A 24,488-nucleotide genomic window follows, 5' to 3' on the forward strand; every position below is an offset into this window, starting at 1 on the left:
CAGTACTCAATTGAAAATCGATAAGTTAAAAACAATAAAACCGGTTTTTACAATACTTTCACTGTCCCTTCAGCTTGGTAAGCCGCAAACTTCGTGCTCTTCGTGTCCTCTGTGGTAAATAATTTTTCTAATGCGTATGGTCGCACTCGGTCAGGAAGCTCAAGATGCTCTCCCGGTATTTGTAGTAATCGGGATGTTCCAGCAGGGCTTTGCGGCTACGCGGCCTGGGTAAATCGATGTCCTGGATTTTGCCGATTTTGGCGTGCGGGCCGTTGGTCATCATCACCACCCGGTCCGCCAGCAGGATGGCTTCATCGACATCATGGGTGACTACAATCGCGGTGACGTGGGTTCTTTCCCAGACTTCCATCAACACTTCCTGCAATTCCCAGCGGGTCAAAGAATCCAGCATGCCGAACGGCTCGTCCAATAGCAGCAATTTGGGCGACAAAGCAAAGGCGCGAGCGATACCGACCCGCTGCCGCATGCCGTTGGACATGTCTGCGGCTTTCTTGTACAGGGCGTCGCCCAAACCGACGCGGGTCAGATAGTATTCGGCGATGTCGTCGCGTTCCGACTTGGCGGCATGGGGGTAGACCTTATCAACGCCCAACATCACGTTTTCAAACGCGGTCAGCCACGGAAACAGGCTGGGCGCCTGAAACACCACGCCGCGATCGGGTCCCGCGCCGTCGATTTCCTTGTTGTCCAGGATGATGACGCCTTCGGATATGCTGTTCAGCCCGGCTGTCATCGATAACACGGTGGACTTGCCGCAGCCGGAATGGCCGATGATCGAGATGAATTCGCCTTTTTTCATTTTCAGGTCGAAGCCCTCCACGACTTTGACCGAGCCGTTGCCGTCGGGTGTCGGGTAAATTTTGGACAGCTGCGAAAACTCCAGGTAACGCGGGCGGACAATATCGTCATGCCCGGATGCCAAGACCGGGGAGACGCGATCCCATTCGGTGTTGGTGTTGGGTTTGATTTTGGGCAGGACGATTTTATCAACGGCGGAGCCCAGGTTTTTTTCCATGCCGATGTCCATCAAATAACGGGTGATTTCGGCGCGTAAGCGTTTAAATTCGGCGTTATGGTTTAACGCGGTTCGGTCTCGGGGACGCTCGATATTGACAGGAAAATCCGGGCCGAAGGTTGCATCGGGCCCGGGATTAAGCGGGATAACCCGGTCCGCCATGTAGATGGCTTCATCGACGTCGTTGGTGATCAGGATCACGGTTTTCTTCTCCTGCGCCCAGATTTGCAAAATCTCATCCTGCAAGTTGCCGCGCGTCAACGCATCCAGCGCGCTGAGCGGTTCGTCGAGCAGCAAGATGTCGGGGCCGGCGGCCAAGGCGCGGGCGACATTGACCCGTTGCCGCATGCCGCCGGACAGTTCGGCGGGTTTTTTATCCATCGCCGCGCCGAGATTAACCATCCTGACGTATTTTTCGGTATGCGCCCGGCGTTGCTCGGCAGGCCAGTGCTTGAAAATCTGATCGACCGCCAGCGCGACGTTTTCAAACACCGTCAGCCACGGCATCAGCGAATAGTTCTGGAACACCACGCCGCGATCCGGCCCCGGCGCGGTGATCGGCGCTCCCTGTTTCAGCACCTCGCCGCTGTCGGCCTGGATCAAGCCGGCAATGGTTGAAATCAGCGTGGTTTTGCCGCTGCCGGAAAAGCCGACAATGGCAACGAATTCGCCTTCTTTAATACTCAGGTTGATGTTGTTGAGGATCGATGTCGCGCCGTAGCTTTTGCAGACAGACTTTAATTCCAGCAAAGGCAGTTGGGCGTCATTCGATGGCGCAAGCGGCTTGTTCTGCATACGCTTATTTACAATGTTAAGATTTACGACGGACATCTTCGGCTCCTGATTTAAAGTGCTCTACCGAAAGAGAATAGGTTTTGTAAGGACTGCATGATGCGGTCCAACGCAAAGCCGATCAGCCCAATAGTAAAGACCGCGACCATGATCCGGCCCAACGAATTGGAACTGCCGTTCTGGAATTCATCCCAAACGAATTTGCCCAGCCCCGGATTTTGCGCGAGCATTTCCGCAGCGATCAGCACCATCCAACCCACGCCCAGCGACAGACGCATGCCGGTGAAGATATAGGGCAACGCGGACGGCAATACGATTTTCTTGATTTGGGTGCTCCAGCCAAGGCGCAGCACCTTGCCGACATTGATCAGGTCCTTGTCTATCGATGACACGCCGACCGCGGTATTGATCAGCGTCGGCCACAGCGAGCACAGCGTGACGGTAATCGCGGAAGTCAGGAACGATTTTTCAAACCAGGAATCACTGGTAGTAACGTACACGGCGCTGACCACCAGCGTGACGATCGGCAGCCAAGCCAACGGCGATACCGGCTTGAAAATCTGCACCAGCGGGTTGATCGCGGTGTTGAATACCGGACTCATGCCGCAGAGCAGGCCCAGCGGCACGGCGATCAATGTCGCAATCACAAAGCCTGCAAACACCGTGTAAAGGCTGGTGAAAATCTTGTCCAGATAAGTGGCCTGGCCGTTATAGGGGCGGACTTTGATTTCGGCAGCAGGATCTTCGGCGTGTTTTTGCTCGTTGCGGGCTTGCTGGCGTTGGTAATACTCGGCTTCTTTGGCCCGTTCGGCGAAATGGTCGTCCAGCAATCCGGCGGCTTCATGCCACACCGCGACCGGGCCTGGAATCGCGCCCAGGCTGGTGTTGACCTTCGATGCGGAAAAGCTCCACAGTCCCAGAAAGACCATAAAAGCGAGCATCGGTACGCCCATGACCAGCCACAGTTGGCGGATTTGCAGCGAGGGATTTTCTCCGGCGGCTATTTTCGCCAGCGGAACAAACCAAGTGAGGCCGGTTATGTTTAAAAATTTTATCAGTTGCTTATACATGGTCGGTACCTTTAAAAGCAGGTGGAAGGCAAAAAGTTAAAGGTAAAAAAAACGCGTCCTTGCGCCAATTCAACGTCCGGTGTTTCGGTCGGCACTTGCACTTTTTTCGGGCCGGTTTCCAAGCTCTAGCTTGGGAACCGGCGAGCCGCGACGCCGGAGCGTTCTACTGCATTCCTACGCCGGAGCGTGGGAACATACTTTTACTCAACAACCTTGCCTCCGGTCACTTTTTGCTTGCCCTTAAGACCGATAGCAAACTTGCTCAGATAATCATTGGGCTTGGTGGCGTCGAAACTGATGCCGTCAATAAAGTCAGCACTGGGCGGTTTGATGCCGGTTTCGTTGTCGGCCGGAAAATCGCCTGCTTTCGCCTTGCCTTCGGCGACCAGCGCCTTGGCCGCAGCCATGTAAATATCGGGGCGATACACTTTCTTGGCGGTTTCCAAATACCAGTCGTCGGGCTTGTATTCGTTGACTTGCCCCCAGCGGCGCATTTGGCTCAAATACCATATTGCATCGCTGTAATACGGATAAGTTGCGTTGTGACGGAAGAACACGTTGAAATCGGGCAGGTCGCGTTTGTCGCCTTTTTCATATTCGAAGGTGCCGGTCATGCTGTTGGCGAGAACTTCGTAATCCGCACCGACATATTGTTTCTGCGACAGCATTTCCACGGCTTCGGGACGGTTTTTGTTGTTTTCCGCATCCAACCACATGGCGGCGCGGATCAGTGCTTTGACCACTGCTTTGTGGGTGTTCGGGTTTTTGTCGGCCCATTCTTTACTCACGCCGAAGACTTTCTCCGGGTTGTTCTTCCAGATTTCATAATCGCTGACCACCGGTACGCCGATGCCTTTGAACACCGCCTGTTGGTTCCACGGCTCGCCGACGCAGTACCCGACAATCGTGCCTGAATCCATCGTTGCGGGCATTTGCGGGGGCGGTGTTACCGACAGCAGCGCTTCGGCGTCAATCTGACCCGATGTATCCTGAGGCGGCGCATAAAATCCAGGTTTGATGCCGCCGGCCGCCAGCCAGTAACGCAATTCGTAGTTATGGGTGGATACCGGGAACACCATGCCCATATTGAAGGGTTTGCCTTCGCTTTTAAATTTCTCGACAACCGGTTTTAACGCATCGGCTTTGATCGGATGCACGAGTTTGCCGTCTTTGACCGGAATCTGCGGCTTCATTTGTTTCCAAATGTCATTCGATACGGTGATGGCATTGCCGTTTAAATCCATGCTGAATGCTGTAATGATGTCCGCTTTAGTGCCAAAACCGATGGTTGAACCAATGGGTTGCCCTGCCAGCATGTGCGCGCCGTCCAGTTCGCCGCTGACGACGCGGTCCAGCAAGACCTTCCAGTTGGCTTGCGCTTCCAGTTGCACCGAAAGGCCTTCATCCTCGAAATAGCCTTTTTCCAGCGCAACCGCCAACGGCGCCATATCGGTCAGTTTGATAAAGCCGAGTTTTAGGCTGTCTTTTTCCAGCTTTTCAGCAGCACCGGCACAGTTTGCAAAGGACAAGGTTGATATTGCGGTCACGGCAATGAGCGCCATAACCCGTTTTTTGATAGTAAGTCGTCCGGTTTGTTTCATATTGACCTCAGCAGGTTTGAAAAAATCAGCAAAAAAAAGGCGTCACCCGGCTAAATACAGGGTGTATTCATCCGGGTAGACGCCTTTGTCTGTTTGGGTTCGCCGTTGAACCCCTCTATTTTTTAGCGCCCCATCGTTGGAGCCTCTGTATTGATTAAAGCAATCGTTATGCCAAAGTTGTCAAATCGCTATTTCATAGGTTTAAGCCAGGAATACAGGCGGTCATGGCTGTTATTGGCGTGGCAAGGTGAGGCGGGTTGATGTCGGTAATGCATCAATTCTGTGCATCCGATTGTCTGTTTGCACCAACGGTGAAAATTTATGGCTAATAAGCTTCCCTCTTCTTCTAACTCCAATAGAACAGGGATAGGTTAGGAACCGATATTACGCACGGGTAGTTTTTATCCTGTTTGGCGCGCTGCCTGGATGGGGTGCGTAAAATGCATTTAATTCGCGGCGTAGCGCGACACTGCCATTAAGGAACGTGCATGAAATAACTTGAGCAAGTTTTATTTTTCATTTTTTAACCATGAAGGACATGAAGCGGCATGAAAGGTTTAAGTCTTCATGTCCTTCATGCTCTTCATGGTAATTGCCTAAATTAATTTATGCACGATCCTTAGTTAGAAAGGCTGGGACTGCACGGTGCAGGAGGTAGAGCACCAACAGTAGGCGCTTTAGGCGACGCAGGAGCAGTTGCCGAGAGGGGCGGGGTGAGAAGAATAAAAATAAGGAAAAAAGCCTTATTTGATCCCCTCATCCTAACCTGATCATGCCGGACTATCCTGTCCGGCACCCTGCGGGCGAGTGCAAATCCGCTCCCGGCGAATTTGTCCCTGAGGGAGAAGGATCTGTCCATCCTTAACTTAATGGCGGTGACGTAGCGCGTGGGAACGAGAAAAAATGAAGAAAACCGGCCGCTGGCAGGCGGCCCAATCCCGTAGGCAGTTACATTAAAACGTTTCCCACTCGTCACTATCGGCAAGTTGTAACTGTAATTTTTGAAGGACAGGCGGATTCTTAACGATACTTGTTCTGGCCGGTGCCGTTTTCTTTGGCGCAGGCGCGGCATGGAAAGAACTGCTGGCATTACGGGAACTGTCGGCGATTTTAAAACCGCTCACTATGAGCGCCAGGTTTTGCGCCTGTTCTTCCAGCGACTCCGCTGAAGCGGCGGCTTGTTCCACCAGGGCGGCGTTCTGTTGGGTGACGTCGTCCATTTGAGTAATGGCCTGGTTGACCTGCTTAATGCCGGAACTTTGCTCGGCTGAAGCTGCGGTGATTTCGGCCATCATGACGGTCACTTCGCGGATGGAATCGACGATTTCTTCCATGGTGCGGCCGGCTTGAGTGACCAGTTTACTGCCGTCGGCGACTTTATCCACTGAATCGCCAATCAAACGTTTTATTTCTCCGGCAGCCGTCGCGGCGCGTTGCGCCAGATTGCGCACCTCCACCGCCACCACTGCAAACCCCCGGCCTTGTTCGCCGGCGCGGGCGGCCTCTACCGCGGCGTTGAGGGCAAGTATGTTGGTCTGGAAAGCGATGTCGTCGATCACCGAAATAATATCCCCAATTTTACGTGACGATTGGTCGATGCCGTTCATTGTGGCGACGACTTGCCCGACTACTTCGACGCCTTTGCCCGCAATGCCGGATGCGTCAACGGCAAGCTGGTTGGCATGTTCGGCGTTTGCAGCATTATGCTGTACCGCGGAGGTTAGCTGTTCCATACTGGCGGCGGTTTGCTCCAGACTGGCGGCTTGCTCCTCGGTGCGATGGGACAAATCATTGTTACCGGAGGCTATTTCTTTAGCTGCGGTGTTAATGCTGTCGGTGGAGTCCTGGATATCTCTGACCATGTTTGTGAGGCTTTCTACAAGCGTATTCATACCCGTGATCGCTTCGCCAAAAGTGCCCGGGTAGTTTTTGTCTATAGTTCGGGTCAAATCGCCTTGAGCCAGTGCGCCGGCGATACGCAATATATCGTTGAAGCCGACATCGCAAGTTTCCATCAGGTTATTGAGATTGGTCAAAATCCCTTTGAACATGAACTCAAATTTATCCGCATCGCTACGCTTTGAGAAATCGCCCTTAGCGCCGGTTTCTGCGAGCATTTTGATTTCGTTGTTAACACCGAGGAAGGTTTTTTTGGCATTGTCCATAATTTCGGTAATGACAATTGTCTCGCCCGGCAAGACATCCATATCCATAGAAAAGTCGCCTTTGGCATACTGATTGACAATATTGATCAGTCGTCTGTTTATAGCGATGCGCGATTGAATCAGTTCATTAACTTCATGCGCCATCTTGCTATAGGTGCCGGAGAACTTTGAAGCGTCGAGCTGCTCTTTGACCCAGCCTTCCGCATGTTTTTTAGCCATGTTGTCCAGATCGGCAACGAAGACGTTAATGGAATCCTGCATGGTTTTCATAGAACGTAACAGCTCCCCGATCTCATCTTTTTGATGAATGTCAATACTGGAGTTCAAGTCACCTTTTGCGATGGCTCCCGCTACCTGTTGGATCGTTTTGAGCGAGCGTAAAATGCCGCGGCTGGTCAGTACGGTTAATACGACACCCAGCGCGACGCTGATCACGAAAATGCCGATCAAGACGATCCTGTACCCGGATGTGGTATTCCGGGCCTGCGCCTCGTCTTCTGTGTTGCGCGTTGCTGCAAGTCTTGCCACCTGATCGATGACAGTACGGTGTTGTTCATAAGCGCGGCGCATTTTTAGGAGACTGGTCCGTGCGCTGTCGCGGTCGCCCGTCTGGATGCTTGGCAGAAACTGTTGGTCGGCTTCATTGTAAAAGGCTTGTGCCGGCAGGTAAGCGCGTTCAAGGAAAGGAACCTGTAGTTCCTGTTCCAAAGGCTGGCTTAACCAATAATTGCGACGGGATTCGTATTCCGCTTTTAGCGTTTGAAAACGGGTGACTAAAGCGCCGATTTCATCGGGGGTGGAGGCTTGGGTCAGTTGCAGCGCGACCAGATAGGATTCGATGATGTATTCAGGGGGCGGTGCAATATCGGCAATAATATCTTTACCCTGAACGAGATGTTGATAACTTGGGCTGTCGATATTAACGGTATTCATGGCCTTGAATGTCGCTAAACCAAACAACGAAAAACCGATGACCAAGGTGCTCAAGATTATCGTAAAACGCATCTTAATAGTTAACTGCCTAGAATTTTTCATCTTGGTTAGCATGATGCAATTTCCTCTCTGTTTGTATGATATGGATTGTTAAAACGCTTCGACCGCCCCCCTGTTTTTCGGCTCATTGTAAATGTTTGGGCGGATATGTGTTGAATGCCCGAAAGCGACGGCTGTTCAAAGGGCTATGCATAGCCTTCGGCAGCAATATCGATTAACAGGATGCGCTCATCGTCCAGTCTGAGCGTTAAGGTTTGGCAAAGTACATCGGTATTGAAGTCCTTATAGCGTTCGGACGTTATCAGGCGATAGCTGTCTTTTATCGATTCAAGCGCCAGCAATTGATAAAAATACGGCCGCCATGCCCAGTTAAAACCGATGCGTGTAGGGTCCTCGAACCATTCGCCATCGGCAAAATTAAAGTTCGCTGAAATTTGTTCGCCGTCGTTATTGCACAAATAAAGCCGCAACAGGCCTTTTTCTTCAAACGGGTATGCCGAGATCGAGTTGAGATTGAAGCCTGTTTTCAATGCTTTCTTAAGGTGGTTGCACAAGCTTTTAATTTTGGAGATATATTGTATTTTGTGTTGTTCTTTAGTCAGCGTGTTGTTCAGGAATGATTTTCTTAATGCTTTAATTTGCTTTTGGTAATGCGTCGGATTTTTGAATTCAGCCTCGGCCGATGAAAACAAAGCCCCCTGCATGTATTGCGCTCCGCAGTTTAAACCGAAAAAGAACTCGTCCTGGGTTTCGACGCCTACGCAGACGATGCGGCAACCGGTGCGTTTCGCCAAACGGGTTAACAGATGGACTATATCGCTGGCAATGCCGCCTTGAGTCGCCTGTTTAAATAGCTGTACATCCAATTTGATCAGGTCGGGTTGAGCGGACATCACTTGTTCCAGCTGAGAAAAACCAGCGCCAAAATCATCGATGGCGACTTTTAACCCCAGTTTTCGATACACACCGATAATTTCAACGAGTCTGTTCAAATCGCCTTTTGCTTCGGTGATTTCGATAATAATGCGGCTTCTGTCTACACCCAATTCATCGAGCATCAGCAGGGTCGGCAATGAATTAAGGTCTGCGACCTTGCCGATCCAGTCGGCTGAAATATTGATGGTTAAGTAGGCGTTGCAATTTGACCGGCTGAATTTTTGCAGCGCTTGACGGCGAACGCAACGGTCCCATGAAATCAGCCGCTCATCGGCCGTATCCGGGCCGGAGAATAACTCGCCTGCGGAACTAAGCCGGCCAACGGCGTCCGCTTGCCAAGTCAAAACCTCATAACCGACGATGGCGCCGCTTGCAATACCGACAATAGGCTGAAAATAAGGAAACAGTCTTTTTTCTTGATTCATATCGAAAGGATTGATTTAAGGAGTTCGGGCTTAGGAATAACGTTTTTTGCGGCTTTATCGATTGCGCTTTTCCGTTATTCAAGTTTGGATTAATTTACGCTCAACTTTTGCCGCTCCTTAATAGTGCAAAAAATAGGGCGAAAAAAGCGCCTCCAGTTGGAATGCGCGATGCATGCAGTCCGGTGACGCTTTGCCGGTCGGGTTCGCCGTTGAATCCCTATTTTTAGTGCTCCGCCGTTGGAGCATCGGCTTGTTTAACGCAATCGTTGTGCCAAAGTTGCCGTATCAGTTCTTTGTTGGGCTTGTTTAATAAATACAGCTGCTTATCCGGTGTATTCCGTGAGATCGGAATGGTTTTTTTATGAACCCAATGCCCCGAATATGTGCAATTTTTCCATGTGTTGCACCAATTGAATACTCTTGATCTGCGAATGACGGCTTTGGAGCCGCAGCCTAGGTCGGCCAAGCTGTCGGCATAGAACCTGCTAACGTCAGGGTAGTTATTGTCAATCCGCAGGCATTTTACCGATGCCTAAAACACGCTCTCGCAATGTAATATGAAAACATTTATTAAGGTGACGGAGATATGGGTTCCCGCAAAAGACCGCGCCCGGCTGGAATTCAGCGCGGGATTGTACGGCCCCTTGAATGAGTTTCGGGTCGCCAGCGAAAAGGAATCTTTCGCTTACGACGAGGGTTTGCCCGGCAAGGCGTGGGCCGCTGGCCATCCCGTGGTATTAATGGAGTTCGATCATTCTTATTTCAAGCGGACCACATCGGCTAAAAAAGCCGGTTTAACCTGCGGTATCGCGATACCCGTGTTTTCAGGCGAATTCATCATGGCCGTGGTGGTTTTTTTATGCGGCGACGATCAACATCATGCCGGAGCTATCGAAGTCTGGAGTAACGGTTCGGGCGAAAACACGGAGCTGGCCGTGGTCGACGGCTATTACGGTACGCTGGACGATTTTGAGGACATATCCAGGAAAATGAGCTTCGGCAAGGGCGTCGGTTTGCCTGGGCAGGTATGGGCGGCAGGCATGCCGGTGCTTATAGAAGACCTGGGGCTATCCCCGGCTTTTATCAGAAGCGCGGCGGCCGGAAAAGCCGGTATAACGACGGTGCTGGGCATTCCGGTTTCGGTTGTTGGCGATCAGGTTTACATCATGACTTTTCTGTCGGCTAAGGCTACGCCGATTGCCCAGCGGATCCAGATATGGGCGCCGGACCCATGCGGCCGGCGCTTGGTGTGCCAGTCAGGCTACAGCAAACAAAATGATGAGCTGGCAGAAATGTTTGAAACCGTCCCGGTCCGTAAAGGCGAAGGCGTATTGGGCAGGGTATGGTTGACCGGCGTGCCGGTTATCAGGAATAACTCGAAAATGGCGGTTGCGGAAGGCCGCTTGAATTCGATGCTTGCAATGCCGGTCATCGATGGCGGGCATTTGAAAGCGGTGGTTACGTTTCTGTTTTAACCTGAAAATCAGTTGGAACGCGTGAAATCCGTTCGTGCCGAGCCCTTCGGCTACGCCCAGGAGAGCCTTGTGAAGCATCGGCGGATTTCACGCCCCACCCGTTTGCAATGCTCAACTGATTTTTCTAGGTTTAATCGATCATTACATCTCTTCCATGTCTTCCAGTTCGATATTGAGCGCTTTGGTTGAAAGCAGTAACTCGCTGACCGACGCCAGCAGCGATAAGACGATAAAGGCCATGCTGAATCCGAACGTAATGTTGCCGGAATACTGTAAGCCGTAAAAAATAAGGCCCATGGCGATTATGCAACAGATAATGCCGATGACTGCGAACAATTGCATAGCCACAATAAAGCGGATGCGCAGCCTCAAGCTGTCAATCTGTTTGACCGCCACCGGGCTTTGGGTTTTGTTGAACAGGTTATGCTGTTCCCTGATCCGGCTGGCGATCGCCAGAAAACGGTTGGAGTAGGCCAAAAACAAAACCGAAATGGCTGGAAACAGCAGGGCGGGGGTCGTGATGGTGATGTCCATGGTTTTATCCAGTCAGCTTTAAGTTCTTGCGGTCGCCAGGCTTTTTCAACAGGCGCGGGTGCGCGGAAGCGAATATTACCTTATTTCAGCCGGCAGCTGAATTCATAACCACTCGGCGGCAATATCGATCAATAAAATACGCTCCTCGTCGAGCCTGAGCGACAGGGTTTTGCAAAGCATGTCGGTATTAAAATCCCGGTAGCGCTCCGAGGTGACAATGCGGTAGCTGTCTTTTGCCGATTCCAGCGCCAGCAATTGGTAAAAGTAAGGCCGCCAGGCCCAGTTAAAACCCAGCTGCGTGGTGTCCTCAAACCATTTGCCGTCGGCAAAATTAAAGTTGGATGAAATTTGGTCGCCGTCGTTATTGCATAAATAAAACCGCAGCACGCCGCTTTGTTCAAACGGATGCGCCGATAATTTATTGAGATTGAAATCGCTTTCGAGGGCTATTTTCAGCAGATCGATCAAGCCCTTGATGTTGGAGATAAACTGTATTTTGTGTTCTTCTTTGGCTAAGGTTTTTTTCAGGAAAGTCTTTCTCAATGAGCTGATTTGCTGTTGATAATGCTTGGGCTCTTTAAACTCCGGCATGGCCGGCGAAAACAGATAGCCTTGCATATATTGGGCGCCGCAGCTCAAGCCGAAATGGAAGTCTTCATCGGTTTCAACGCCTTCGCAAACGATGCGGCAGCCGGTGCGTTTCGCCAGACGGGACAGTAGATGCACGATGTCGCTGGCGATGCCGCCCCGGGTCGCATTCTGGAATAACTGCATATCCAGTTTGATGATGTCGGGTTGTATGGCCATGACTCTTTCCAGCTGGGAAAAGCCCGCACCAAAATCGTCGATGGCTATTTTTAGTCCGTGCCCGCGATACACGGCGGCAATTTCAACAAGTTTGTCCAAATCGCCTTTTGATTCGGTTATTTCAATAATGATGCGGCTTCTGTCGATATTAAACTCATTCAGCATCATGATGGTGGGTAACGCATTCAGGTCGGAAACCTTGTCGATCCATGCAGCTGAAATATTGATGGTTAAATAACCGTTGTAATTCGATTGACTGAATCGCTCCAGCGCCTGTCGCCGCACCATGCGATCCCATGCGATCAGTTGATCGGCCGGAATATCCGGCGAAGAGAATAATTCGCCCGCCGAAATAACCCGGCCGGCCGCATCGTGTTGCCGGGCTAATGCCTCATAGCCGATGATAGTGCCGCTGGCGGCGCCGATAATCGGCTGAAAATAAGGAAAGAGTTTTTTTTCTTGATGCATATCGAGATGATTGATTTAAGGAGTTCGCCGTTGAACCCGTATTTTTGCGCTCCGCCGTTGGAGTTCTATGTTGTTTTTAGCAATCGATATGCCAAAAACGGAAGACGGTTGCAGTATCGGTTTTGTTGACCCAGATTAAACGGTTATAGCTGTTCTCCAGGCACGGCTCGGCTTTCGTGGCGGGGGTAAAGTGCTCCAATTACGTGCAATCTTGCCGAATGCTGCACCAATTTGATCCTTTTGAGGCGGCCACCGTATCCTCCCCGGCGGAGTCCTGTCATGCTCAAGGGAATACCCGCCAAATAGAGGTCGAGCATGCATGCGTTGATTGTGTTTGATTTGTTTACTATTTATTTCGCCGACGTTGCATTACTCGGCCGGTACGGAGTGTCGCCATGTGGTATATTCAATAATAATTCCGCTAGAATGGCCGGAAACGCCTCGTTGGCGCTGAGCTTTTACCTGGAGATTTTCACTTTAGGAACGTGCATGAAATAACTGAGCAAGTTTTATTTTTCATTTTTAACCATGAAGGACATGAAGCGGCATGAAAGGTTTAAGTCTTCATGTCCTTCATGCTCTTCATGGTAATTGCCTAAATTAATTTATGCACGATCCTTAGGTAAGACCTCGCTGTTATAGTCGCAGAGTCTTTATGTCGGCTTGGACAAGTAGCGTTGATGCGGTTGGGTAATCGCGATAAGACGGAAACGTGTGATGGAATGTGGACGGCTTTGCTGGCAGAATAACCGCACAGGGACGCCAAAAGCAGAAGCCGCAGGCGAAGGATTTGATCGAGTAAATAAGGAAAGGCCAATAGTTTTTCAGCCTTGAACCCGTAAACAACAAACTATCAATTGACATTATGACTACAAAATTTACTCCCCTAAAAGACCACGATACGCCTATCAAGGTGTTGTTTACCGGTTATTTGTGTACGGTTGGCATAGGTTATCTTTTCGCGTTAATCCAGATATTGTTTACTCACGGCATGGCCGACGGCAAGTTCGGCCTCTCTGTCGACGATATTGTTTACAGTTATTACGGTAACCGCTCAGGCACTGTTTTGGAGCAGAAACTGAACGGCTCGATGAAGGATAACGCGCCGGAACTGGAGCGTTTTAAGATCATGGAATGGGTTAGGGAAGGCGCCGATAGCGATGATTACAAGTCGGAGGGCATCGATAAAATAATCGAGAGCCGTTGTGTGATGTGCCATAACAAGGAGGCGTCCGGCATACCGGATTTTACCGAATTTGAGAGCTTAAAAGCCTTAACTACAGAGGATACCGGCGCCACATTCGCGTCATTAACACGGGTTTCGCATGTGCATATGTTCGGTATCAGCTTTATCTTTATGTTCGTCGGGCTTATTTTCAGTTTTGCCGAGACCACCACAACGCAATATAAGTGTATTGCGATCGGCATGCCTTATGTGTTTCTTGTCGCCGATATATTGTCATGGTGGCTGACCAAGATTCACCCGATGTTTGCCTGGCTGGTGATTTTCGCCGGTATGGGCATGGGCGTTTCATTCATATTCATGTGGGTGACCGCTATCCTGGAAATGTGGCTGTTTAAACCGGTGTTTATTAATGGTTGGGGCTCACGCTATTTAGAGTTGCGCGACAGCACCGACGCGTCGCTTGCGGACAGGCTATGGTCTTACGCCAAGGCGCTTGGCAGGCAGATTAAACCGGCGGCGGCTTTCGTGGTCGATCTATGGCTGACGCGCGGCTGGCCTGTTGTTAAAGGCTGGTTTAAAAAAATATCATAATTACTCGGCAGTTGGACAAATAGAGCATAGATGGTGAAGGGTAAAAAGCGAAAGGTGCAATAATTTTTTTGCCTTTTGCCTTTTGCCTTTTGCCTTTTGCCTTTTGCCTTAAAAGATTTTATTTAAGCAGTTCAGCCATGGCGATAACGTTTTTCGCCATTTCCCCAATCGCGATATTGCGGTCCATCGCCAGTTTCCTCAAGGTGTGATAAGCATCGTCTTCGGTAAATCCACGGGTTTTGATCAAAATGCCTTTGGCCCGATCCACCAGCTTTCTTTCTTCAAGCCTGGATTTTGTTTTTTCAAGTTCATTTTTAAGCCGTTGTTGCTCATTGAATCTTGCGATGGCGATATTGATAATGCTGTCGATGCGGTTGGGTTCGCCGCTGTTGACCACATAAGCGCTGACACCGGACTTAATAATTTGATTGATGGTGTCGGCGGTATCATCAGAAGCAAAAATTATAATCGGAAGCGACTGTTTTTGACTAAGACAATGAATATCCTGGAAATATTTTTTGGGGCTGTCAATATTGAAAATAACAATGTCGGTGCTGTTCTCCACTAGAGACTGAATGTCTGTTTTAGATGTTGCTGTGTTTGCGACCAAATAGCCCTTGGCAACCAGTATTTTTTCCAATAACTGATCGGCAGTTTCATCTTCAATAAGTAATACATTCAAAGCGTTCATTCTCGAATAATTAGCACAAACCAGGCCATTCACCATCGGAACCTGTGGAAACAGTTTGTGCTGGGGTTCGGGGCGAACGGGAGTAATGTGTTCGGCGCTTGCTGGCCGGCGGCGTTCCGAATCGCGTTATCACGAGTGTTTGCGAAACGCCGTCATCCCGGCATCAACAGGCCTCGCAGTTGTGGTTTGACGAGCCCCGAGCGTGGCAACGATGAGTTAAGTTATTGCCGATCGTATCCTAAGCGGACAGATGAAGTCAGACTGTTTCAACAATGTGCAGGATTATTCGGATTGTATTGGTGCAATGCCGAATGAACATTCAGTTGGCGTTGCACACATAAGGAGCATTATTCATCTATGCGCACCATCTTGGCTCGCACGGGTGCATGGTTTTCAGTTTAATGATTGAACAAGCCGTTAAAATCACTGGTTTGTTAAGGATGGCACAGGCATTGCTCTACAACCCGAAACAACAAACATCGTTACCGAGGTTGTATATGAGCGTAAAACAAACACTGGTCGTTATCGGCAATGGCATGGTCGGGCAGCATTTTTTAGCCGGCCTGGCCGAAAGCACCATTAAAGAGCAGTATCAAATCATCACTTTTTGCGAGGAACCCAGAGCGGCCTATGATCGGGTGCATCTATCTTCATTTTTCACCGGCACAACGGCAGAGGAACTGTCGCTAGTCGAAGACGGCTTTTTCGATCGGCACGGCATTATCCTTCATCTGGGCGACAAGGCCGCAAGCATCGACAGGACCGCTAAAACCGTCACCTCGGCAAAAGGCCTGACGATAGCTTACGACAAGCTGGTATTGGCGACAGGCTCCTACCCGTTCGTACCGCCCGTTCCTGGGCATGACCGCGCGCAATGCCTGGTTTACCGTACCATTGAGGATCTTGAAGCCATTGCCGCCGCAGCCAAAACCGGCACGGTCGGCACCGTCGTCGGCGGCGGCTTATTGGGTTTAGAAGCGGCCAAAGCGTTAATGGATTTAGGCCTGGAAACCCATGTGGTCGAATTCGCCCCGCGCTTGATGGCGGTGCAACTCGATGACGCGGGCGGCGCAATGCTGCGGCGCAAAATCGAGAATCTGGGCGTCATCGTGCATACCGGCAAAAACACCAGCGTCATTACCGACGGCGAACGGTGCGTCAACAAAATGTGTTTTGCCGACGGCGAAGAGCTGGAAACCGACATCGTGCTGTTTTCGGCGGGTATCCGTCCGCGTGACGAACTCGCCAGGGCTTCAGGCCTTGAAGTCGGCCAGCGCGGCGGCATCGTGATCGACAACCAATGCCGCACGTCCGATCCCAGCATTTATGCGATCGGCGAGTGCGCGTTGTGGAACGGCATGATTTACGGCTTGGTCGCGCCGGGTTATACGATGGCGCGCACCGTAGTGGCCGATTTGGCGGGCGACTCGCTAAGTTTTACCGGCGCGGACATGAGCACCAAGCTGAAACTGATGGGCGTCGATGTCGCCAGCATCGGCGACGCTCACGCCAAAACCCAGGGCGCGATGGTTTACACTTACCAAAACGGTGCAAGCGAAGTTTATAAACGCCTGGTGGTCAGCCAGGATAAAAAGCAATTGCTCGGCGCGGTGCTGGTCGGCGATGCGTCGGGTTACGGCACCTTATTGCAGTATTGCCTGAACGGTATCGAACTGCCGGAGAATCCCGATGCGCTGATATTACCGCACCGCTCCGACGAGTCGGTCGGTTTGGGCCCGGATGCCCTGCCCGCTTCGGCGCAAATTTGTTCCTGTTACGACGTGACCAAGGGCGCGATTTGCTCGGCGATTGAAGGCGGCTGCATGACGATGGGCGCGCTAAAAGCCGAAACCAAAGCCGCGACCGGTTGCGGCGGTTGTTCCGCGTTGCTTAAGTCGGTATTGGATTCGGAACTGTCGAAACAGGGTTTTGAAGTCAATACCGATATTTGCGAGCATTTCGCCTACACCCGGCAGGATCTACATAACCTGATCCGGGTCGAACAGATCAAAACCTTTGCCGACTTGCTGCACAAACACGGCAAAGGCCAAGGCTGCGAAATCTGCAAACCGACCGTCGGCAACATCCTTGCTTCGCAATGGAATGAGCATATCCTGGAAAAGCCGCATCTGGGACTGCAAGACACCAACGACACCTTTTTAGCCAATATGCAAAAAGACGGCACGTATTCGGTCGTGCCGCGCATCACCGGCGGCGAAATCAGCCCGGACATGCTGATTGCGTTGGGACAGGTCGGCAAAAAATACAAACTCTACACCAAAATCACCGGCGGCCAGCGCGTGGATTTATTCGGCGCTCGGGTCGATCAATTGCCGCATATCTGGAAAGAGTTGATAGACGCCGGTTTCGAATCCGGCCACGCTTACGGAAAATCCTTGCGCACCGTTAAATCCTGCGTCGGCAGCACCTGGTGCCGTTACGGCGTCGATGACAGCGTGGGGCTCGCGATAGAATTGGAAAACCGCTACAAGGGCTTGCGCTCCCCGCATAAGATCAAATTCGCGGTGTCCGGCTGCACCCGCGAATGCGCCGAGGCGCAGGGCAAGGATGTCGGCGTTATCGCGACCGAAAACGGCTGGAACCTCTACGTCTGCGGCAACGGCGGCATGAAACCGCGCCACGCGGATTTATTCGCGACCGGCTTGGACAAGCCTACCCTGATCAAATACATCGACCGTTTCTTGAGTTTTTACGTGCGCACCGCCGACCGTCTGCAACGCACCTCGGTATGGATGGAAAACATGGAAGGCGGGTTGGATTACCTGAAATCGGTAGTGATTGAAGACAAGCTGGGGCTGTGCGATCAGCTGGAGCAGCAAATGCAGTATGTGATCGATACCTATCAATGCGAATGGAAATCCGCGATTGCTGACGAAGCCAAGCTCAAGCGTTTCCGGCATTTCATCAACAGCGACCGGCCCGATGACAATGTGGTCTTTGTCGAGGAACGCGGCCAGATTCGTCCCGCCAGCGACAACGAGCGGAAACATTTTAAACTGATGGAGATGGCGTAATGGCTAAGTGGATAGATGTTTGCAATGTTGACGACTTGCAGCCCGACTCCGGCGTTTGCGCATTGCTGGATGGGGAGCAGGTGGCGATTTTTTGGATGCCTGTCCTGAGCGAAGCCGAAGGGGCGGACGCAAAGGTTTATGCGGTCGGCAATTACGACCCGTTCGGCAACGCCAATGTCCTGTCGCGCGGCTTAATCGGCGACATCGGCGGGCAGCCGGTGGTCGCTTCGCCGCTATACAAACAACATTACAACCTGGAAACCGGCGTTTGCCTGGAAGATGAATCCGTGAAAATCCCCGTTTATGCGATCCGCATCGAAAACGGCAGCGTTCAAGTCGACCTTTCCTCATTGCCGCTTCACGGAGAGCCAGCGTTATGAAATACAACTATTACATCGCCGATGTATTCACCAAACAGATTTTCAGCGGCGCGCAAATAGCCGTCTTCCCGAATGCCGAAGGTTTAAGCCAACAGCAAATGCAATTGGTCGCCAGGGAATTGAACCTGTCGGAAACAGTGTTTGTATTTCATCCCGATAAACAAACCACCAGCCGCGTAATGCGGATTTTTTCGCCATTAAGCGAAATCGATTTTGCCGGACATCCGATAATCGCCACCGCTTTCGTATTGGCTCATTGCGGCGATATTCAACTGACCGATGCGATTACGCCGATGGTTTTCGAGCAAAACACCGGCCCGGTCAATATCAATATTACCGCTGAAAACGGCCAGCCCAGTTTTGTGCAGTTCACCCGCAAGGTGACGTCCATCATCGACCGCTTTACGCCCAGCGATGAGGAATTGGCGAGTTTTCTGGGCATACAGCAGTCGGAACTCGACCATAAAAAATATGCCACACGTTTAGTGTCTTGCGGCGTTCCGTATCTGATCGTCCCGGTTTGGCGTTACGAAAGCGTAAGAGCCGCAAAATTCAATTACGCGGCCTGGAGCCAATCGACCGCCCCGCAAACCGCCGCCCAGGAAATCCTGCTTTTTTCCCCGAAAACGCCGTATGCGGATGCGGATTTTAACGCCCGCCTGCTCGGCCCTCGTATCGGCATGCATGAGGACCCACCTGTCGGCAGCGCGATGCCTGCGTTTGCTTCGTATTTGTGCTCGTTTGAATTCATGCAGAAAGGCACCTACACCTTTGCCGTGGATCGCGGCGATGACCGCAACCGGCGCAGCGTACTGAATCTGGAAATGGATAATAAAGGTAGCGACACGCTGACTATACGGGTCGGCGGCGCGGCGGTGATGGTGGCTGAGGGGGTTATGAATATACCCGATTAAACACGAATAGACGTTATGAAGGTGTATTTTTGGTTTGCTTAAAAAGTTGCTATCGATAATTGAATGTCTATAGTATCTTGCCTAACGGATTGCGGGAGTTGCGTTTACACCTGCGATTGAAAATTAGTATATACCTACTTAGCTGCTCGCTTGACGTTATACCTATTCAAAAAAATGGAATTCTAACTCGATGGAATTTTTTAAGAAGTTATTCTTTTTGGGCAAAAAGTCTTTGCCATACGCACTTTTCATGGCTTTTGCCATTTTATGTTGGAGATGGTTTGAGTTTTCTAATGCTCAACATCACAATTTAGCTGAACCAATCGTAAATGGCGTAATAGGCGGTATTGTCACCTCCCTTCTGATATTGCTATTTTCAATTATTTGGAAATCAAATATAACCCCTTGGGTCGAGAATCTTTTGTATAAAGATACTAAAGTCGAGGGGGTATGGGATGGCCTCTTGATTCCCTATATCGGTATCGATGAAATTGATAAGCGTCGTCTTAAAATAGCTATGGGAGTTATCGAGCACCGAAGAAGAAAGCGTAAAGATGGCAATGGAGAAAGTCCAAATAATACCTCAAGCTCTACTGAGATTTCCGCAACTTCGATAGGGAAAAATGGCGAAGAAGAAGATGTAGAGGCTGAACTCATTCTAAAAAATAAGGGGAAAATCTCTCTGGAAGAAGATGAGCTTATAGATAGAAAATTCTTTATAAAAATTTCATCAGGCGCTGCTCCAATTGAAGTACGAGCAGAGATAAAAAGAGTTGGGCACTCTATCGCTGCCCAATTAGTGGAAATTGGGGGGGCCAGCCAAATTCATACTTATACAGTCAAAGGTTCGTTTAAAAATCTAATTTTAACTGGAGAGTATGAGAACGATGATTGTTCAAATATTGATAGAGGAAGTTTAAGTCTAATGCTTAGAGAAAATGGGAATACGCTTGAAGGCTTCTTTTCTTCATATTCCGACCATGATCATCAAATGGCCCCTTTTAAATGCGTGTTAAAGCGCCACTCAAAATCAACGCTGTAACGGGAAAGGTCCGTAGGCTGGGTAGAGCATCGCGAAACCCAGCTTTCGATGTCGGCCAATGCTGGGTTTCATTGCATTCAACCCAGCCTACTATCACTATTCCCAGGATTGCTCGACAATAGCTGGAGGTGCGGCCCACAATCCGGCGGATAAATTCCGCGTTTTACACAACGATGGAAAGACGAATACGGCCAATCCGCAACTTTTGTTACATAACCGTGTTTGCGCTGGTTCCCAAGCTCCAGTTTGGGAACCCAGTCCGGGAAGCTCCAGCTTCCCGTCCACGATCACCATACAAAGGGGGCCGCCATGCCCAGAAGCCGCTATCGTGTCCAATGCAACCCCTGTCGCACTTCCTAACCGCAACAGTAAACCACTGGCTGCCGTTGTTTACCCGCCCGGAAACCGTCAATATCGTGCTGGACTCTTTTGCGCTGGTTCCCAAGCTCCAGCTTGGGAACCCAGTCCGGGAAGCTCCAGCTTCCCGTCCACGATCACCATACAAAGGGTGCCGCCATGCCCAGAAGCCGCTATCGTGTCCAATGCAACCCCTGTCCGCAACTTCCTAACCGCAACGGTAAACCACTGGCTGCCGTTGTTTACCCGCCCGGAAACCGTCAATATCGTGCTGGACTCTGGCTTCCAGCTATACGATTACGTCATCCTTGAGAACCACGAACCACCTGCATCTTATCGCCGCTTCGGAAGATTTAAGCCATGATATACAGCGATTCAAATCTTACACGGCGAAGCAAATCATTGCGCATCTGGAACAATGTCATTCGGCTAAGCTGTTGGAGTTGCTGGCGTTTTTTAAACGTGCCCATAAACAAGACACTACCTATCAGGTTTGGGAAGCAGGCAGTCATCCGCAAATCATTGAATCCGAGGTGGTTATGCGCCAGAAGCCGGATTACATCCACCAAAATCCGGTGAAACGCGACTATGTCGATCAACCGGAACATTGGCGTTATTCCAGTGCGCGTAATTATGCCGGACAGGCGGGGTTGATTGAGGTGATACGGGCGTGGTGCGTGACTCGGGAAGCTGGAGCTTCCAAAACGGCATTCCCAAGCTGGAGCTTGGGAACGAGCGCATTGCTGGTTTTCTACGCGGGACGACGTTCACGACTTGGTTTAAATTAATCTGCATTGACAGCCGCTAACTATTTGGGCTACTTTGGCTTATCAGAATTCAAACGTCCAATAGGATGGGATAAAAACCATGTCCACGATTACTTTTGACACACACAAATTTATACGCAAATTGCGAGATGCAGGTTTTGAATAACAACAGGCCGAGGGCGGTAGCGGATGCTTTTCAGGAAGCCCAGTCGGAATCGCTCCCTGTTACTCGCGACTACCTTGATTCAAGATTATTTGAACTTGAAAATGGTTAAGTGGAGCATTGGCTTAGCTCTGGGACAGATGGCTGTAATAACTGCACTGGTTAAGTTGTTATGAATGTTTTGCGCTTGCTTTCGATGGTGTCATCAAATCGCCACCGTCATTAAGCCCTTGGTTTTTGTCGGCAAGCTTTGCATTGAATAGTGAGATCAAAAAGAATATTTATAGCCATTGCAGTAAGCCCTTGCAGTGAATACAACATACCGTGTTTGCAGTCACTTTAAATAATGCGGTTACTGACAGCGTTACTGCTAAAAGTGCTGATTGTTGTATGTTACTGCATTTCACTGGACAATAAAAAACCCGCTAAGCCTTATGGCTTGCAGGTTTATGAGCTTCTTTGAATCTGTATGAACTTTTTAATGGAGGCTGCGGGCGGAATCGAACCGCCGTAGATGGCTTTGCAGGCCACTGCATAACCATTTTGCTACGCAGCCGTAAAAGTTAAATAAAAAAGCCGCGATAGTTCGCGGCTTTTTTGAAATTAATTGGAGCGGGAAACGAGATTCGAACTCGCGACCCCAACCTTGGCAAGGTTGTGCTCTACCACTGAGCTATTCCCGCGCTTCAATTTATTTGGCCATTATAGGCTTTTTTTAAGCCTTGTCAACTTTTATTGAACATCAATTGACAAAACCCAGCCTGAACTACCTTTACATTCGCCATCTTCAACCTGAACTTTAGCAAATGCATTTTTCTTCCCTGCAAAGTCCTGGAATTCCATAACAGTTACGGCAGTTCCCTGTGCTATACGTCTGCAAGACTCAACTTTATCTTTGCCTTTAGCGTCATCTTCACTGTCATCAAATGCCGCTATAGCTCCAGGTACTGCGACCAATTGAATAGGAGATTCAACTTCATAAGTATTCGGGTTTTTCAAAACATAGCGCTGCCCGACCGCAAGATTCTTGGCCGTTGGTACCGGCATAACCTTTGAATCACCACCGCTCATCATAATGATGATCAACAATAAAACTACGCCACCGACAGCGCCAAAAAAGACTTTCGGATTCTTTTCCTTTAAATCCATCATTACTGAAAACAGTTTACCGGCCGTTTCTTTTGCTGCATCTGCAGTCTTGTTAGCGTTTTCTTCATTACTCATTTCTTATCCTCACAATTGTAATTTTTTATTATTTTCAAGTTACTTGCTCAAGGCATGTTACCTGATCGCCCCGATAACTCATATAGGCAAACAACGAGTCAGTACCTTCAATTTTATTCAAAAATCCATTCTAAAAAGCCGACAATTCTCTATCAACAATCGGCTTGACGCACCAACTTACCACGATAAAAAAACTTTTCAAGTGCTATATGTATATAGCCCTATATTTCAATGATATGCATAGTCAAATGAAATCGTAGCCTTTTTTAGGCTGTGTAGATACCGGCTCGCTCCTTTCCGCTACCCTTCTACATTCAAACTGCCAGTAGCCCAATCCGACATTCTTCCTGTCGCTCAAAGCAGCTGGAAAGTCCCCGTTATGCATAAATAGCCTAATAACATCGTTATCTTTCAGCATAAAACTATCGGTAATGATGTAGTTTTTCTCATCTTCCAACTCTTGCTTGCTGTAAAACAGGCCTTTTTGCGGCATATTTTTTCCCGTATCATCCAATTGAACATAGGTGACGGCAATGGATTGATGGGCCAACAATTGCATGCCGAAGTTTATTCTGCCGTTTTGCTTATCGACAACGATCTTGTTGACAATGCCTAATGAGCGCTTATGTTCGGGGCTGTCTATTTTTCTAAAACTGACCAGGCTCCCCACCGACAAAACGCCCGTTTGTTTAAATACGCCGGACAATAATCGGTCAGACGCCGATTGAACGAGAAACTCCAGATCTTTTTCGCCTGTGGACTCCAACGCACTTTGCAACTCATGGGTTGACTCCAAGCCTATGGCGATATAACGATCCGACCTGTCGCTAAAAAAGGGCACGCCTTGCAAATCAATTCCCAGCCATCTTTGTTCGAGATAATCGAGCAATTCCGCCGAGGGTTTTCCGGTGTCATTTTTCAACCCATGCATCGAGCTAAACCTGGCATCCGCCGCATTAATCAATTTTTCTTTCTGCTTGAGGGCCTTGAACAATTTGGAAAAATCCAGATACAGCGCGGCCGAATCGTTTTTGGTGCTCGCTTCAAACTGGTAATGCGGCGCTTTATCCTCGTCGGTTAAGACCACACACTGTATTTGCTGCCCGTTCACCGGTTCTTTTTTTAAACTGACCAAAGAACCTATCGTTTCTATAAAGCTATAAACCAGCAAAAGTTCCTTCTGCATTAATCCGGTCGGATCAGCGAGACTGAGCAACAGGATCTGTAGATAACACTGCTCGGGGCTACTGGCTTTGCTGGACTGGCTGGCGTCATTGCCAACCTTGGCCGAGCTGTTTTTTATGGTCACGCTCAGGTTGTAAAGCGAATGCAAGTCTATCCATACCCAATCAGGTATCGGCATACCCATAATGAAATGGCTGACAATAATACTGCCCAGCCCTCTAATGCAGCGCTGCACCGCTAATGCCGCATTTTTCCCTTGAAACCAGCCGACATTGCGCCTGGTCAGTTCCTTAAGCGCTATCCAATAGCCGATAGTGAATTCCTTTTCAATTGAAACCAATACATTCAAAATTTTCTTGTCATTATCTTCTTTGGGAAATCCCGCTTTAATCAACCTGGAGCGAAGATAATCTTCAATGACGTGAACGCTGGGGCTTAAACGCTCCAGCGCATCCAGTCTTAACGAGACGGTCATTTGAATGGCATTGAAATCGACAAGAAAATCGTGAAGCAAGCGCGTAGCCAAGCCGGGATTAGCCGTAGGCAATTCGTCAATCCAATGTTGCAGCGCCTTGGCTTCAAATTCCTTTAAGCGGTGGGAATTATTCTGTTGCGTTGGAATAACAAGAAAAAAAGAGTTCTTCACATGTT

17 protein-coding genes, 2 tRNA genes and 1 pseudogene are annotated in these 24,488 nt (G+C 49.8%); 7 read left to right on the top strand and 13 right to left on the bottom strand.

The window, feature by feature from the left end:
• Positions 1-127: 127 nt before the first annotated feature.
• The 5 genes from B0F88_RS08975 to B0F88_RS08995 all read right to left on the bottom strand — a co-directional run bounded on the left by B0F88_RS08975 (position 128) and on the right by B0F88_RS08995 (position 9,018).
• Entirely contained in the window at positions 128-1,867 is a 1,740-nt protein-coding gene (locus B0F88_RS08975; RefSeq protein WP_104423607.1) for an ABC transporter ATP-binding protein, read from the bottom strand.
• A 14-nt stretch (positions 1,868-1,881) separates the two neighbouring features.
• On the bottom strand, positions 1,882-2,898 hold the full coding sequence (locus B0F88_RS08980; RefSeq protein ID WP_104423608.1) for an ABC transporter permease: 1,017 nt from the start codon (positions 2,896-2,898) through the stop codon (positions 1,882-1,884).
• 200 nt (positions 2,899-3,098) lie between these two features.
• The gene (locus B0F88_RS08985; RefSeq protein ID WP_104423609.1) at positions 3,099-4,499 is read right to left on the bottom strand and encodes a CmpA/NrtA family ABC transporter substrate-binding protein; all 1,401 of its coding nucleotides are present in this window, start codon (positions 4,497-4,499) and stop codon (positions 3,099-3,101) included.
• 953 nt (positions 4,500-5,452) lie between these two features.
• The gene (locus B0F88_RS19840) at positions 5,453-7,669 is read right to left on the bottom strand and encodes a methyl-accepting chemotaxis protein (RefSeq protein WP_308472008.1); all 2,217 of its coding nucleotides are present in this window, start codon (positions 7,667-7,669) and stop codon (positions 5,453-5,455) included.
• Positions 7,670-7,842: 173 nt separating this feature from the next.
• Positions 7,843-9,018 carry an EAL domain-containing protein gene (locus B0F88_RS08995; RefSeq protein WP_104423611.1) on the bottom strand — a complete coding sequence of 392 codons (1,176 nt, stop codon included), beginning with the start codon at positions 9,016-9,018 and terminating at the stop codon, positions 7,843-7,845.
• 557 nt (positions 9,019-9,575) lie between these two features.
• On the opposite strand from B0F88_RS08995, the gene B0F88_RS09000 reads away from it, so the two are divergent.
• Positions 9,576-10,493, top strand: a complete 918-nt coding sequence (locus B0F88_RS09000) for a GAF domain-containing protein (protein WP_104423612.1) — start codon at positions 9,576-9,578, stop codon at positions 10,491-10,493.
• Positions 10,494-10,634: 141 nt separating this feature from the next.
• Here the strand turns inward: B0F88_RS09000 and B0F88_RS09005 are convergent, their stop codons facing one another.
• Positions 10,635-11,027: a DUF2721 domain-containing protein gene (locus tag B0F88_RS09005; protein ID WP_104423613.1), complete on the bottom strand. Its 393-nt coding sequence runs from the start codon at positions 11,025-11,027 to the stop codon at positions 10,635-10,637.
• 102 nt (positions 11,028-11,129) lie between these two features.
• Complete coding sequence (locus B0F88_RS09010) at positions 11,130-12,302, bottom strand: EAL domain-containing protein (protein ID WP_104423614.1); 1,173 nt, start codon at positions 12,300-12,302, stop codon at positions 11,130-11,132.
• Between the two features lie 865 nt (positions 12,303-13,167).
• On the opposite strand from B0F88_RS09010, the gene B0F88_RS09020 reads away from it, so the two are divergent.
• Positions 13,168-14,079 (top strand): hypothetical protein, encoded by a 912-nt coding sequence (locus tag B0F88_RS09020; protein WP_104423616.1) that lies wholly within the window; start codon positions 13,168-13,170, stop codon positions 14,077-14,079.
• A 118-nt stretch (positions 14,080-14,197) separates the two neighbouring features.
• Here the strand turns inward: B0F88_RS09020 and B0F88_RS09025 are convergent, their stop codons facing one another.
• On the bottom strand, positions 14,198-14,770 hold the full coding sequence (locus tag B0F88_RS09025; RefSeq protein ID WP_104423617.1) for an ANTAR domain-containing response regulator: 573 nt from the start codon (positions 14,768-14,770) through the stop codon (positions 14,198-14,200).
• A gap of 497 nt (positions 14,771-15,267) precedes the next feature.
• Between B0F88_RS09025 and nirB the strand changes: the two genes are divergently transcribed.
• From nirB to B0F88_RS09045, 4 genes are all read left to right on the top strand, one after another.
• Positions 15,268-17,805, top strand: coding sequence for a nitrite reductase large subunit NirB (gene nirB, locus B0F88_RS09030; RefSeq protein ID WP_104423742.1), 2,538 nt, complete (start codon positions 15,268-15,270; stop codon positions 17,803-17,805).
• Positions 17,805-18,185 (top strand): nitrite reductase small subunit NirD, encoded by a 381-nt coding sequence (nirD, locus tag B0F88_RS09035; RefSeq protein WP_104423618.1) that lies wholly within the window; start codon positions 17,805-17,807, stop codon positions 18,183-18,185. The genes nirB and nirD overlap by 1 nt, the downstream gene beginning before the upstream one ends.
• Positions 18,182-19,099, top strand: a complete 918-nt coding sequence (locus tag B0F88_RS09040) for a PhzF family phenazine biosynthesis protein (RefSeq protein ID WP_104423619.1) — start codon at positions 18,182-18,184, stop codon at positions 19,097-19,099. Before nirD ends, B0F88_RS09040 begins: the two co-directional genes overlap by 4 nt.
• A 190-nt stretch (positions 19,100-19,289) precedes the next feature.
• The gene (locus tag B0F88_RS09045) at positions 19,290-20,141 is read left to right on the top strand and encodes a hypothetical protein (protein ID WP_104423620.1); all 852 of its coding nucleotides are present in this window, start codon (positions 19,290-19,292) and stop codon (positions 20,139-20,141) included.
• A gap of 77 nt (positions 20,142-20,218) precedes the next feature.
• Here B0F88_RS09045 and B0F88_RS19990 read toward each other — a convergent pair.
• A pseudogene (locus B0F88_RS19990) lies at positions 20,219-20,374 on the bottom strand (REP-associated tyrosine transposase); the annotation flags it as partial.
• 432 nt (positions 20,375-20,806) lie between these two features.
• Here B0F88_RS19990 and B0F88_RS09055 point away from each other — a divergent pair.
• Positions 20,807-21,286 carry a transposase gene (locus B0F88_RS09055; protein ID WP_308472009.1) on the top strand — a complete coding sequence of 160 codons (480 nt, stop codon included), beginning with the start codon at positions 20,807-20,809 and terminating at the stop codon, positions 21,284-21,286.
• Between the two features lie 624 nt (positions 21,287-21,910).
• Here B0F88_RS09055 and B0F88_RS09065 read toward each other — a convergent pair.
• From B0F88_RS09065 to B0F88_RS09080, 4 genes are all read right to left on the bottom strand, one after another.
• Positions 21,911-21,984 (bottom strand) — tRNA-Cys (locus B0F88_RS09065).
• 52 nt (positions 21,985-22,036) lie between these two features.
• A tRNA-Gly gene (locus tag B0F88_RS09070) sits at positions 22,037-22,111 on the bottom strand.
• 49 nt (positions 22,112-22,160) lie between these two features.
• Entirely contained in the window at positions 22,161-22,652 is a 492-nt protein-coding gene (locus B0F88_RS09075; protein WP_104423621.1) for a hypothetical protein, read from the bottom strand.
• Between the two features lie 244 nt (positions 22,653-22,896).
• Entirely contained in the window at positions 22,897-24,483 is a 1,587-nt protein-coding gene (locus B0F88_RS09080; protein ID WP_104423622.1) for a hypothetical protein, read from the bottom strand.
• Positions 24,484-24,488: the final 5 nt, after the last annotated feature.

Source organism: Methylobacter tundripaludum (assembly GCF_002934365.1).
Classification (GTDB): domain Bacteria; phylum Pseudomonadota; class Gammaproteobacteria; order Methylococcales; family Methylomonadaceae; genus Methylobacter_A; species Methylobacter_A tundripaludum_A.